Annotated in this window: 8 protein-coding genes and 1 pseudogene; 2 read left to right on the plus strand and 7 right to left on the minus strand. The window is 50.4% G+C overall.

All coding sequences use genetic code 11. The features are described 5' to 3' along the window. Positions 1–193: 193 nt before the first annotated feature. Both glgA and glgB read right to left on the minus strand, forming a co-directional pair. Entirely contained in the window at positions 194–1,690 is a 1,497-nt protein-coding gene (glgA, locus tag PSHG_RS13735; RefSeq protein ID WP_010273702.1) for a glycogen synthase GlgA, read from the minus strand. Between the two features lie 266 nt (positions 1,691–1,956). Beyond that, complete coding sequence (gene glgB / locus PSHG_RS13740; RefSeq protein WP_010273703.1) at positions 1,957–3,909, minus strand: 1,4-alpha-glucan branching protein GlgB; 1,953 nt, start codon at positions 3,907–3,909, stop codon at positions 1,957–1,959. A 224-nt stretch (positions 3,910–4,133) separates the two neighbouring features. On the opposite strand from glgB, the gene PSHG_RS13745 reads away from it, so the two are divergent. Both PSHG_RS13745 and PSHG_RS13750 read left to right on the plus strand, forming a co-directional pair. Continuing rightward, positions 4,134–5,003, plus strand: a complete 870-nt coding sequence (locus PSHG_RS13745) for a class I SAM-dependent methyltransferase (RefSeq protein WP_010273704.1) — start codon at positions 4,134–4,136, stop codon at positions 5,001–5,003. 3 nt (positions 5,004–5,006) lie between these two features. Then, positions 5,007–5,717, plus strand: coding sequence for an RluA family pseudouridine synthase (locus tag PSHG_RS13750; protein ID WP_010273706.1), 711 nt, complete (start codon positions 5,007–5,009; stop codon positions 5,715–5,717). A gap of 448 nt (positions 5,718–6,165) precedes the next feature. On the opposite strand, the gene PSHG_RS13755 is transcribed toward PSHG_RS13750, so the two are convergent. The 5 genes and pseudogenes from PSHG_RS13755 to PSHG_RS13775 all read right to left on the minus strand — a co-directional run bounded on the left by PSHG_RS13755 (position 6,166) and on the right by PSHG_RS13775 (position 14,064). Next, the gene (locus tag PSHG_RS13755) at positions 6,166–6,576 is read right to left on the minus strand and encodes a MarR family winged helix-turn-helix transcriptional regulator (RefSeq protein WP_010273707.1); all 411 of its coding nucleotides are present in this window, start codon (positions 6,574–6,576) and stop codon (positions 6,166–6,168) included. A 727-nt stretch (positions 6,577–7,303) separates the two neighbouring features. After that, positions 7,304–9,748, minus strand: coding sequence for a DNA topoisomerase IV subunit A (parC, locus tag PSHG_RS13760; protein ID WP_010273708.1), 2,445 nt, complete (start codon positions 9,746–9,748; stop codon positions 7,304–7,306). 15 nt (positions 9,749–9,763) lie between these two features. Continuing rightward, positions 9,764–11,735, minus strand: a pseudogene (gene parE, locus PSHG_RS27675) (DNA topoisomerase IV subunit B). 204 nt (positions 11,736–11,939) lie between these two features. Next, entirely contained in the window at positions 11,940–12,932 is a 993-nt protein-coding gene (locus PSHG_RS13770; RefSeq protein WP_010273711.1) for an ABC transporter permease, read from the minus strand. After that, entirely contained in the window at positions 12,925–14,064 is a 1,140-nt protein-coding gene (locus PSHG_RS13775) for an ABC transporter ATP-binding protein (RefSeq protein WP_010273713.1), read from the minus strand. Before PSHG_RS13775 ends, PSHG_RS13770 begins: the two co-directional genes overlap by 8 nt. Positions 14,065–14,097 lie beyond the last annotated feature (33 nt).

The raw sequence follows: 14,097 nt of genomic DNA on the forward strand, positions 1-14,097 counted from the left end.
GCATAGAACACTTCACGGACATCTCGCTGGGCACCGCAGAACACTTCGCGGCTTAAACACCGCTTATTTAAGCCCGCCTTGTTAAAAACTCTCAGGTCCAAGGACAGGACTTGGTTTCCAACATAAGGATTCCGCATCTCTGGCGCTTTTTCACCAATAGCCCAAAAACCACAATCCGGCCCTAAGCAAGCTTTTAGACGGCTGAACCAACCACAGCTGATCCGGCCATGGCTGAACCGGCCTGGTGGTGGTTTACGGTTTGCAGCTGGAGTGACTGATATAGCTCCAAATATTTTTTCGCGGATTGTCCCCAATCGTAATCGGTTTTACTTATGTTTTTCAGAAGTCGGCTCCAAAGCTCAGGCCGTTCATGATAGAAGGATACGGCTCTTTCAATGGTATACAGCATGTCATGAGCGTTAAAATTCGCAAAGCTGAACCCGGTACCCATGCCGGTAAATTCGTTATACGCCTGCACAGTATCCTTCAACCCTCCCGTCTCCCTGACGATCGGAGCAGAGCGGTAGCGAAGGGCAATTAACTGTCCCAGCCCGCAAGGCTCGAATCGTGAAGGCATCAGGAACAAGTCGGATGCGGCATAAATTTTGCGGGACATTGCATCATCGAACTGGATCAGTGCAGCCAGCTTCTCCGGATAGCAGCTCGCTGCATCACGAAACAATTGTTCATACCGCCAATCCCCGGTTCCCAGCACAACCCACTGAATATCGAGTCGGAGGATTTCATCAAGCACGCACTCGATTAGATCAAGCCCCTTTTGCTCGACCAAGCGCGAAACCATACCGATCATCGGCACGTCCACCCGCTCCGGCAGCCCTAATTCCTGCTGCAATTTTACTTTGTTCATCTGCTTTTTCGCTTGTGAATTACGGTAAGGCACATAAAGTGCCTCATCCTTCATCGGGTCATAGCTGTCGTTGTCAATTCCATTGACAATGCCGTGAAGCACGTTGGAGCGGTGCCTTAACACGCCATCAAGCTGCTCGCCATAGGCAGGCGTTTGAATTTCCTCGGCGTAGGTCTTACTCACAGTAGTCAGCAGATCGGCGTAAAACAGTCCGGCTTTCATACAGCTGCCGTCCCCATAGAATTCCAGACCGTCCAGCGCGAAAAAATCATCTCCCACACCGATCAAATCCTGCAGCCATTCTTTCGAGAAGCGTCCCTGATACTGTAAATTGTGAATCGTAAAGACAGTGCGAATCTTTTCATAAAAGGGCTGCCCCTGATGATGCACCTTGATGCAGAAGGGGACGAGCGCCGTCTGCCAATCGTGACAGTGTACAACATCCGGCTGCATATCCAGATGCGGAAGAGAGGCGGCAACTGCCCGGCTGAAAAACACGAAACGCTCCGCATCATCGCCGTAGCCATATATCCCCTTTCTGCGGAAGTAAAATTCATTGTCTATAAAATAATAAACCAGACCGTTAACCTCCACCCGTTGCAGACCACAGTATTGGTTGCGCCAGCCGATCGAGATCGTAAATTCCGTAATTCTTTCCATTCGTGCCTTCCAATTCTCAGGTATGTCTTCATATTTGGGTAAGATTACGCAAACTTCCGATCCGAGAGACCGCAAAGCATGAGGCAGTGAGCCAACCACATCGGCGAGCCCTCCCGTTTTAATGAAGGGAGTCGATTCTGATGCTGCGAATACAATATTCATTCTCGATCACCTTCCCTATTTGATAAATAGAGTAGAATTAGAACTAACTATTCATTTAACATTTTGCATTGCACAATACCGGTGAAATGTTTAATAAGATATAGATTAGGGCGGGTATCCATGTCTCACATCTACTTGTTTACTTACTATGACTAAATCTGCGGTCACCCTTAGTCTATATCCATCGTATTACATACCATCTCTAAATCTGCGGTCACCCTTAGTCCATTGCTACTTTCTTTTTCTATATTTACGATTTTCCTCTGCTAAACTTTTCTGCGTTCCTGGATAACTCTTGTTCCTTGCGCTCTTTGTCCTTTGCGCTGCTGCGGCACCCGCTTCAAGATTACAGCTCCTAAAGGGGGTACCGTCATCTCAATGCTGTAAGGACGTTGATGCCACGGTTCTTTCTGTGCTTGCAAATCCAGCCCGTTATACAATCCGGAGCCTCCGTAATCTCTTAGATCACTGTTCAATATTTCGCGGTAGCAGCCGCGCGACGGTACGCCAATCCGATAGCTTGGATAAGCCTCTGCGGTAAAATTGCAAACAATCAACAGCTCGTCTTTCTTCTGTCTTCCTTTGCGAACAAAGGAAATGACCGATTGCTCCGCATTATCCGCGTCAATCCATTCAAACCCTCCCCATTGATGGTCGTTCTGCCACAAAGCCTTTTCATTCTGATAGAGCAGATTGAGCGTCTTGACGAATTTGTGCATAGCACGATGCATATCGTAATCCAGCAAAAACCAGTCGATCTGTTCTAAGTCTTTCCACTCGGCGAAATGTCCCAGCTCCCCTCCCATAAATACCAGCTTTTTGCCGGGATGGGTCATTAAGTAAGTATAAAGCAGCCGCAGATTGGCGAACTTGCTCCAATAATCGCCGGGCATTTTATCGAGGAGCGATTTTTTGCCGTGCACCACCTCATCATGCGACAGAGGAAGAACATAATTTTCGGAAAAGGCGTAAAACAGGGAAAACGTGATCAGTTGATGATGATGCCTGCGTTCCTCCGGCGGCAGCTTCATATAGGCTAGCATGTCATTCATCCAGCCCATATTCCACTTATAATTAAAGCCGAGTCCATCTTCATAGGTGGGGGCTGTCACCCGCGGACGCGCCGAGGAATCCTCAGCGATCATTAACGCGTCCGGATAATGGTGAAACACCGCTTCGTTCAATGAACGGATGAACTGAATCGCTTCCAGATTGTCGGTACCGCCATGCTGATTAAGCGTCCACATCGAGGCGGGCTTGTCGAAGTTTAAATCGAGCATGCTGGCCACCGCATCTACCCGCAGGCCATCGATATGGTAGCAATCCATCCAGAAAATCGCGTTGGAGATTAAGAAGCTCATCACCTCGGGACGGCCAAAATCAAAACTCAGCGTTCCCCAGAGCGGCTTCTCCGCTTTACGCCAGTCAGCATATTCATAGAGCGGGGTGCCATCGAATGTTCTCAAGCCGTGCGCATCCTTGCAGAAATGACCGGGAACCCAGTCAAGAATGACTCCGATGCCGCGCTGATGACAGCGGTCAACGAAATACATGAATTGCTGCGGAGTTCCGTAGCGGCTGGTCAACGAATAGTACCCTGTGATCTGATAGCCCCAGGAGCGATCAAAAGGATGTTCGGCAAGAGGCAAAATTTCGATATGGGTATAGCCCATGTCGACCACATAGTCTATTAGCTCATCAGCCAGCTCTTCATAGCTCATATAAGTACCGTTCTCACGCAGCTTCCAAGTGCCTAAATGCACCTCATAAATCATCATCGGACGGTGGTAGCTTGGCCTGCGTTTTTTTTGCATGTACCAGGCTCGATCATTCCATTTATAACCATCCAAAGACCAGACGATTGAAGCCGTATTCGGTCTGAGCTCTGAATAAAAAGCGTACGGGTCGGCTTTCAGCTGCTTTTCCCCTTGCGGGGTCTCGATTTCATATTTATAAAGAGTGCCTTGCTCAAGTCCGGGAATGAACAAGGACCAAACACCTAGCTCCGATGATCGCTGCATGACATGCTGGGATCCCTCCCATCCATTGAAGTCTCCAACCACCTTGACGGAGCGGGCATTAGGTGCCCATACCGCAAACTGTACGCCATGCAGATCGTCCACCTCCGCCAGGTGAGCGCCTAGCAGCCGATAGCTGTGATGCAGCTTCCCTTCATGAAACAAATACAGGTCAGAGGATCGTTCCGCCAGCTTATTCATTATCTCTTCCCTTCTATCATTATGTATTCAGCCTTGCCGATAGTCTGATTAAAGATAAGACTACTGCCTGGGGTGCGAAATAAGCATCCGCTACATTCTTTAACCATAAATTGTGCTTTCAAAACGAACTAACTGGATAAGCAGTACGCGGCTGTTGTAGAATAAGATGGACATGGGCAAGGAAAAATGCCCGGCAAAAGAATAGGAAATGAGGCTGCAAGTTCATGTATGTTGCAAATCGCTGGAAAGATTATGAATTGATGGATACGGGAAACGGTGAGAAGCTGGAGCGTTGGGGCGGCTACATTTTACGCAGGCCTGACCCGCAAATTATTTGGCCTTCCTCCTCCGGTAACACAGGTCCCCTCTGGAATGAGGCCGCGGCCCACTATCATCGCAGCTCCAAGGGTGGAGGGCAATGGCAGGAGAGGGTGAAGCTGCCGGAGCGCTGGACAATTGAGTATGATCATTTGAAGTTCCACATCAAGCCTACCGGCTTTAAACATACCGGGCTATTCCCGGAGCAGGCTGTCAATTGGGATTGGATGATGGAGCGCATTCGTTCGGCCAACCGGCCGATCCGGGTTTTGAATCTGTTCGCCTATACGGGTGGCGCCACTGTGGCCTGTTCCTCAGCAGGTGCTGAGGTTTGCCACGTTGATGCGGCTAAAGGCATGGTTCAGTGGGCCAAGGAAAACGCAGCGCTCTCAGGACTTGCCGACCGGCCGATCCGTTACATTACTGATGATGTGTTCAAGTTCGTACAACGGGAACAGCGGCGAGGAAGCCGCTATGATGCCATTATTATGGACCCGCCTTCTTACGGCCGAGGGCCCAATGGGGAAATGTGGAAGCTCGAAGCGAACCTGTATCCTTTTGTGGAGAGCTGTGTCTCGATTCTCACAGAGCGCCCTTTGTTTTTCCTTATTAACTCTTATACTACCGGCATTTCAGCTTCGGTACTGACCAATATTCTGACATTGGCTCTGAAGGAAAAGTTCGGCGGACAAATTACTAGCGGCGAGATCGGTTTGCCAATAACCGAGTCCGGCTTAGTGCTTCCATGCGGGATTCTCGGACGCTGGGAGGCGTAGCGGATGACCAGCCGCAGAGAGCCCGCCATAAACGAGCCCGCCATAGAAGTGCTGTACGAGGACAACCATATTCTGGTCATCGTCAAGCCGGTCAACATCCCTACACAGGAAGACTCTTCAGGCGATCCGGATCTGCTGTCGTTATTGAAGGCTGATCTCAAGATCCGCCATAACAAGCCTGGCAATGTATTTCTTGGTCTGGTGCACCGGCTGGACCGCCCAGTCGGCGGGGTGATGGTATTCGCTAAAACCTCGAAGGCCGCCTCACGCTTATCCGACCAGGTGCGCACTCGCCTTCTGGACAAAACTTATACGGCTGTTGTTCACGGCTCAGTCACACCCTCCCAAGGCCGCCTAAAGCATTACCTGCTGAAGGATAACCGGACCAACACGGTACGGGCCGTAAGCAGCCATACCAGCGGCGCCAAAGAGGCGCTTCTCGACTATACGCTGCTGGATCAACGGGAAGGGCTCAGCCTGATTAAGGTCAATCTGATCACGGGCAGGCCCCATCAAATCCGGGTCCAATGGGCAACCCAGGGCCATCCGCTGTATGGAGACCAGCGCTATGGTCAGAGGTTGGCCAAGCCCGGACAGCAGATTGCTCTCTGGGCGAGCGAGCTCGCCTTCGACCATCCGACGCAGAAAACCCGGCTTAGCTTTCGCAGCTCCCCACCCCAGCGCGCTCCCTGGACGTTATGGGCTTCCTTGTAAAATGACCGCAGCAGCAGCAACTGACCTGCTCGAAGCGGCAACTGACCTGCTCGATTAGCTCTGAATAACGATTGGGGCCGCACTAAGGAGCGCCTTTTGCTGCCGGAGTTCGCCGCACATCTGCGGCACCGTTTGCCCGCACGCTCGCCACGGTCCTTATTTGAGGAAAATCAGGGTGTTAAAAATAAAACCCCTGCTTTTTTGGGCAAATAAGAGCGAGGGCGAGCGTTAGCGCAGGGACATTGCAGACTTCCGCGGTCGAGACCTTGCGGACACACATAAGAACTTTCGCTGCTTGCATCCTGCCAGACACACAACACAATACTTCACGTAGAAACTTCGCGCTTGGCATCTTGCAGGACTTATGCAGAAGCTCCGCACTTGTATCCTTCCGGACATCACACTGGACTTTCGCGCTTATAGCTTGCAGAGCACCTTACCTTATGAGCTAGGAGGCATTCGCAATCTTGCCTAGCAGGTAAACCAGCAGCTGCTGGTTATGAGAAGAAATCCGGCTCAGGTGTGAATCCAGAAATTGCTGGCGGATTTCGATACCCCGCTGACATTCCTGCTTGCCTTTTGCCGTACGCTTGACCCACACAATCCGGCGGTCCTTCTCGTCCCGTTCGCGAACGATGAGGCCGCCTTTTTCCATGCGGTCCAATAATGTTGTAATCGCTGCAGGGGTTGTAGTCAAATATTCTATAAAATCAGACGGCTTCATTTTCTCCCTATAGGAGAGCAATTCCAACACATGCAGCTGACCCTCGGTCAGCGATGGCGCTAAATGTACCTCCATATGAGTCTTCATATCTTTGGATAATTTAAACCACAGCTTGGCAAAATCATCAGAATACATAGCGTTTCCTCCATTTCTGTACATGGCACTTTCGTACACGATACTTCCCGCAAATGGTCTCTCCATACACGGTGCTTTCGTACGCTGTACTATTCGTACACGGTACTTCCCGCACATGTCTCTATACATGGCACTTTCCATACGCTGTACTTAACGTACATGGCACATCCATGCATGCAACACTCCGTACAAGGTACTTCCATACTTGGTACTTTACATACTTGGTACTTTCCATACGAGTTGATCAGGCTTGACCAATACTACAGCCAAAATTGGTGCGCCCGTAAAGCCGTGCCCCGCTTATATAAATTGTACGTTCTGCTGGCAGTGGGACCAGCTCTTTTGGCCAACGTTGTTGTTGGGATAGGATTTAGCTATAGTATAGCATCGTCCCCATGTCGATTTAAAGGTTAAGAGGATTAATACTTTATTACATTAATCGATGGAATCGCGTACCTTTTGACGATATTCTACATGCAATGCGGCCATGGAGCTCAAACGATGTAGAATTCCGTCCTCGTTATTCTTCAGCACGCAATACGGAATAGATTGACTGAAGCACAAGCCCGGCTTCTCTGGAACGCTTCACGCTTGAGCACAAGCCCGTTCTCGCTGGGCTGCATGAGGGCATAACAAAAAACAGCCCAGGCAGGAAGAATCGGCTCTGTGGCCGATTTCCTGCTTTGGGCCGTTTAGAACAAGCGGCAAGCTCCAAATCTCGCCGTACTTACTGCAAATCGGGCTTGATCCATACATGCGCCACTTTATTGGTCTTGGTGGCTGGCACCACCGATTTGCCTGTTGATTTCCGTTCATCAATCGGCACCTTTTCCGAAGATATCACGTGGATCTCCCCGTTCTCCAATACCGCCAGCCATTCGATCTCCTCTTTCACCGCAAAGGAAGCGAGCAGTGAAGTTCCGTTGGACCGGACGCGTTTGCCATCCTTGAACTCAAAGGTGAATACACCCTTGCCTCCTCGTCCCTGCAGCGGATAATCCAGCAGCAGCGAGCGTTTCGCATAACCAAGATCGGAAACGACCAGAACCTCTCCTTCTTCTCCTTGTACCCATTCTGCTGCGACAACTTCATCGTCATCCTTCAATTGAATGCCCTTCACCCCGCCGGCCGCTCTGCCCATCGGGTTAATTTCATCCTCCATGAAGCGGATGGCCATTCCGTTTTTAGTAATCAACAGCAGGTCTTTATCGCTGCCGGACAAGCTTATTTTAATAATTTCATCATTGGCCCCTACCTTGCAGGCAACAACTGCACTGGATCGGTTCGTATAATATTCCTTCAGCTCCGTGCGCTTGACCTGGCCCCGCCGGGTGACGAAGACAAGCGATTTACCGGGCTCGTCAAACTTGCTGACCGGAATCACGCCCGCAATTCTGTCCTCTTTGCCTAACGGGATCACATTGACAATCGCGGTTCCATTATCCTTCCACTTGTATTCCGGTATCTGATGAACCGGCAGCAGGAAGTACTGCCCTTTCGCAGTAAAAATGAGCAGGCTGTCAATGGTGTTGACATCCAGCAGATAACGGAGGTAATCGCCTTCCTTTAATCCTGTATTCGTACTGTCGCCGCCAGACCGCGTGAAGGACAGCTTGCTTGTCCGCTTAACATAACCTTCGTGGGACAGAGCGACAAGCACGTCCTCGGGAGCAACCATAACTTCGAGATTGACTTTGATCTCCTCGACCTCTCCCTGAATTTCCGAGCGCCTGTCGATACCGTAGGTGTTGCGGATTTGCATCAGTTCGTCCTTGATTACTTTGTACAGTTTATTTTTGCTTGATAAAATGGCACGGAGCGAGGCAATCGTTTTGTTAAGCTCCTTCATTTCCTTCTCAAGCGAAGTAATTTCGAGATTGGTCAACCGGTACAATTGCAGCACCAGAATCGCATCGGCCTGCCGCTCAGTGAAGTCGAACTTCTCCACCAGGTTTTTCTGCGCATCCTGACGGTTCTTGGAAGCTTTAATCGTCGCAATGACCTCATCAAGAATATTCAGTGCTTTAACCAGCCCGTCCAGCACATGGGCGCGGTCTTCAGCTTTATCGAGATCATAGCGGGTGCGGTTCGTAACGATTTCAATCTGATGCTCGATGTAGGCTTTCAGGATCGGGATAATACCCAATTGGCGGGGAGCCCGGTTCACGATCGCAACCATATTGAAATTGTAGGTCACCTGCAGGTCGGTTTTCTTCAGCAAATAGTTGAGAATGCCTTCCGAATCGGCATCCTTGCGCAGCTCCACCACGATTCTCAAACCGTTGCGTCCGCTCTCATCCCGTACCTCTGTAATGCCGTCAACCTTCTTCTCAATCCGGATGTTCTCCATTGCTGTAACGAGCCGGGATTTGACTACCTGGTAAGGAATCTCGGTAATGACAATCTGCTTCTTGCCGCCCCGCAGCTCTTCAATTTCCGTGCGGGAGCGTATGTATACGCGGCCTTTGCCAGTAGAAAACGCTTCGCGAATGCCTTCTTCGCCCATAATAATGCCGCCCGTAGGAAAATCCGGGCCTTTAATTATGTTCATCAAAGCATCCAGCTCCATATCCGGATTGTCCATCACCGCGATACAGGCATCGATAACCTCGCGCAAATTATGCGGCGGGATTTCGGTCGCAAACCCGGAAGAGATCCCGCTGACGCCATTCACCAGCAGATTCGGATAACGCGAGGGCAGCACTACCGGCTCCTTTGCCGTATTATCGAAGTTATCCTTAAATCCAACGGTTCGCTTATCGATATCCCTCAGGATTTCCATCGCAATAGGCGATAATCTCGCTTCGGTATAACGCATAGCCGCCGGCGGATCATCGTCAAGCGACCCCCAGTTGCCGTGACCGTCTATCAATACATGCCCCATCTTCCATGATTGGGCCATGCGGACCATCCCGTCATAGATCGAGCTGTCGCCGTGGGGATGGTAGTTCCCCATAACATCCCCGACCGTTTTAGCTGATTTGCGGTAAGGCTTGTCCGGCGTGTTGCCCGCTTCATACATCGAGTACAGAATGCGGCGCTGTACCGGCTTCAGGCCGTCCCGGACATCCGGTATAGCCCGGTCTTGAATTATATATTTGGAGTAGCGGCCAAATCGATCGCCAACCACATCTTCCAAAAAGGCGGGTAAAAATTGTTCTGATACACTCATGGCGTCACTTCCCCTTTACTCTTCAAATTCCGTAAAGTCGTACATTTTCCACAATCCAGCGTTTCCGGGGATCAACCTTATCCCCCATCAGAGTGGAGACCCGGCGCTCCGCCTTGGCCGCGTCCTCAATTCTGACTTGGAACAAAATCCGCCGTTCGGGGTCCATCGTCGTTTCCCACAGCTGCTCCGGATTCATTTCTCCGAGACCTTTGTAGCGCTGCAGTTCAACTGGCTTGCCCATCTTCTGAATCGCATCATGCAGCTCTTCATCCGAATAGACATATTGGGTTTTGACCGTCTTTCCAGATTTTTTGGTTACTTTGAATAACGGAGGCTGGGCTATATACACCTTGCCTTCATCGACCAACGGCTTCATATACCGGTAAAAAAACGTCAGCAACAGCACCTGGATATGCGCCCCATCCGTGTCGGCATCCGTCATAATGACAATTTTGCCGTAGCGGCTTTCCTCCAGGGAAAACTCGCTGCCTACCCCTGCCCCTATAGCGGCAATAATCGCTTTGTACTCATCATTGCGGAGGATGTCGGCAAGCTTCGCCTTCTCGGGATTCATCGGCTTGCCTTTGAGCGGCAGGATCGCCTGATGCTTCGAGTCCCGGCCTTGCTTGGCCGACCCTCCTGCGGAATCGCCCTCGACTATAAAGAGCTCATTGCTCGCATAATCCTTGGATTGTGCGGGCGTCAGCTTGCCGTTCAGGTTAGAGCTTTCGCTCTTCCCTTTTTTCCCGGAACGGATCTCCTCCCGCGCTTTGCGGGCCGCCTCCCGCGCTTTGGCTGACTGTACGGCTTTTTTCAGCATCATCTGTGCAACCTGAGGATTCTCCTCGAGAAAGACGGCCATTTTATCAGATACGACCGCATCGACCGCACTTCTTGCGGAAGAGCTGCCGAGCTGATCCTTGGTCTGTCCTACGAATTCGACATCGCCCATTTTAATATTGATGACCGACATCAAGCCTTCACGCAAGTCTGCCCCTTCAAGATTCTTGTCCTTATCTTTAAGAATACCCGCCTTCCGCGCATATTCGTTCATCACCCGGGTGTAGGCCGTCTTAAAGCCTGTTTCATGCGTTCCTCCGCCGCGGGTAGGAATAGAGTTGACAAATGAGGCGATCGTCTCGGTATAACCGTCATTATACTGAAGCGCCACCTCCACCTCGATGTCGTCTTTTTCCGCGTAAAAATGAATGACGTCATGAAAGGTCGATTTGCCTTCATTCAGAAACGCCACAAACTGGCTCGCGCCGCCGGAATATTCGAATACGTCCTGCTTGCCTTCGCGTTCGTCTTTGATCGTAATCTTCAATCCGGAGTTAAGAAAGGCCAGCTCCTGCAGCCTTTCCGAAAGGGTATCGTAGTTTACGCTAATACCGCTTTGAAAGACGCGACGGTCCGGCAAAAAGGTAATTTTCGTTCCGGTCCGGTTCGTATTCCCCAGCACCTCGAGTCCAGTGACCGGCTCGCCGACATGCTCCTTGCCCTCTTCATCCACCCAATATTCAAAGCGCTGCTTGTGAATCTTACCGTCACGGTAAATTTCCACCTCCAGCCATTCGGATAAGGCATTGGTAACCGAGGCGCCTACTCCGTGCAGCCCTCCCGATTTTTTGTAGCCTCCGCCTCCGAATTTGCCCCCGGCATGAAGGATCGTAAAAACGACTTGAGGGGTAGGGATCCCCATTTTGTGAATTCCCGTCGGGATTCCCCGCCCATTGTCATACACGGTGATCGATTGATTTTTATGAATAGTCAGTTCAATCTCCGAACAATGCTTTGCGAGATGCTCGTCCACCGCATTATCTATAATTTCCCACACCAAATGATGCAGGCCTGCCGAACTGGTGCTGCCTATGTACATCCCCGGCCTTTTGCGGACCGCGGTTAATCCTTCTAATACTTGAATATCATCCGCGCCATAATCCTGCGACGCCGGACGATCCGTAAATAAATTCAACTGCTCAGCCATTCACGTGCCTCCTATCAAAAAATAACATCAGACGAGTTCAGCTTCGTTCTATATTTCAGCATTACCAGTGTATACCAAACTATAATTGAGTACTGGCACAAATCCTAGTTTCCATGTAATCTATTTTACTGCTTGGATACTTACCGGCGTATTATGAAGCAGCATCGACTTTTAACGAAATCGAATTATGCATAAATCTGATAATTAATTAAGTATATCCTTTTTTGTGAAAACGATAAAGGCAACCAGCAAACCGGCGATTCCCCAAGCGCTTAACACAGCGAGCGAAAAAGTCAGCGTCATCCCTTCAATTGGCGGGAGAGAACCGGATAAATAGCTGACCATCTCCAAATTGACCATAAACAAATATTTGGCACTTTCCCAGGAGGAGACCATGTTCGCCAGAATCGTCCCGGCAATGAGGGCTGATAACATAATACCCATACTTGCCGCCGTGCTGCGCACAAGCACCGATACCATCAGCGACAGACAAGCCACAATAACACTGGAAAACCAGGCTAGCCCAAAGACCATAAGCAAATAGAGCCATTGTGGAACCGCATGCACGTTAGCGGTGCTTAATTCATCCCCAACTACTTCGTAACCGACTAGCACAGGCATGTTCCAGCCACCGTAGCCGAATACAATCCCGGAAATCAGGTAACAAAGAATCCCGGTAGTTAAAATAAGCAGAGCTACAAACAAGAGCAGAGCTATTAGTTTGCTCAAAAGAATTTTCCATCTTTGCACCGGTCTTGTCAACAGCAGCTTGATCGTCCCTGAGGAATGCTCGCCGGAGACGATATCGGCAGCAAGCACCGCAATCAGTAAAGGAATAAACAGGCTGACGGCATTTTCCATAAAGGTTCTGGTGAAGGTAACCGCATTCGGGGACTGTGGATTGATGTCCGTCTCCAGCGCATACTGCAGTCTTTGCACTTCTACCCGCAATACCTTTTTCCATTCCTCTGCTACCCGGCTGCTGTTCAGGCGATTGGTATAATCGATAATCTGCTGCTGGGTGGTTACCCGCCAATCCTCAGTTCCAAACTGCTTGCGCATCGTGTCTGCGACTTTCAGCTGCGCATAGGTAAACATCGGAATAAGAAGCGCCAGAATGAAGACCACCACAAGAAAACGGCGCTTTTTCAACATTTTAATCGTCTCGTTCTGGATCAGAGGATATAAACTAACCAATAGACTCACCTTCTGTCAAGCGCAGGAACAATTCTTCCAGCATCGGATTTTTGGGGACAACGGAGAAAATGCCGATTCCGGCGTTCATTAACTGCCGGTTGGCCTCTGGCACCAGGCAGTCTGCCATTCTAGCCACAACAACGCCCGCCTCTGGATTTGCTGCCGGGCCGGACGCTGTTTGTTCTTTCTTGTCCTTTGATGTGATTTGCTCCCACGACTGCTTGATTGCAGGCTTCCCCTCCCGTACCTCTCGGGGTGCAGCCAACACAGCGTTCCCAGGGGCAGCCCTCCCGGTTTCGGACTCATCTTCTCCGCTGTTCCCACCAGCCTCCTCTTCATCCAGCAGCTCCACATTGTCCATTCGACCAAGAACTTCCCTCGCCTTGGCAGGCTGGTCCACGGTCCAAACCAGCTTGCGCTCTGTCTGGTTTAACAGCTCGCTGACATGACCAACAGCAATGACCTTGCCCTTAGTTATAATGGCTACCCGGTCACACATCAATTGGATCTCATTAAGCAAATGGCTGGAAACAAAAACACTGAGCCCCGTTGCCGCCAATTGCCGGATAAATCCCCTCATTTCCTTAATCCCTTGCGGATCCAGCCCGTTAGTCGGCTCGTCCAATATTAACAGCTTGGGCCTGCCAAGCAGCGCTTGGGCGATTCCCAGCCGCTGTCTCATGCCGAGGGAATAGGTCTTCACCTTATCATGAATTCGTTTTTCCATGCTGACGAGTTGAACTACTTCCTTAATCCGATCCTGTCCAACTGCCGGAAGCATACGGGCAAAATGCTCGAGGTTATCCCAGCCGCTCATGTAGCTGTACAGCTCCGGATTTTCCACAATACAGCCAATATTTTGCAGCGCTCGGGTCGGATCGCTTTTCATTGATATTCCGCCCACCCGGATCTCGCCTTCTGTAGGACGGATCAGATCAACCAGCATGCGGATGGTCGTTGTTTTTCCAGACCCGTTGGGACCGAGAAAGCCGAACACCTCGCCTTCACGGATATCAAAGGATACTCCATGAATAATCCACTGTTTTCCGATTTTTTTCTTAAGATTTTGCACAGCTAACACGATGCCCGCGTTCTCCTGGTTATCCGGCATTTCCTTCGTATTGTCCGCCATAGCAGCTCTCCCTCCTTCTAAACCAAATCGGCC

It is taken from the genome of Paenibacillus senegalensis JC66 (genome assembly GCF_000285515.1).
Classification (GTDB): Bacteria; Bacillota; Bacilli; order Paenibacillales; family NBRC-103111; genus Paenibacillus_L; species Paenibacillus_L senegalensis.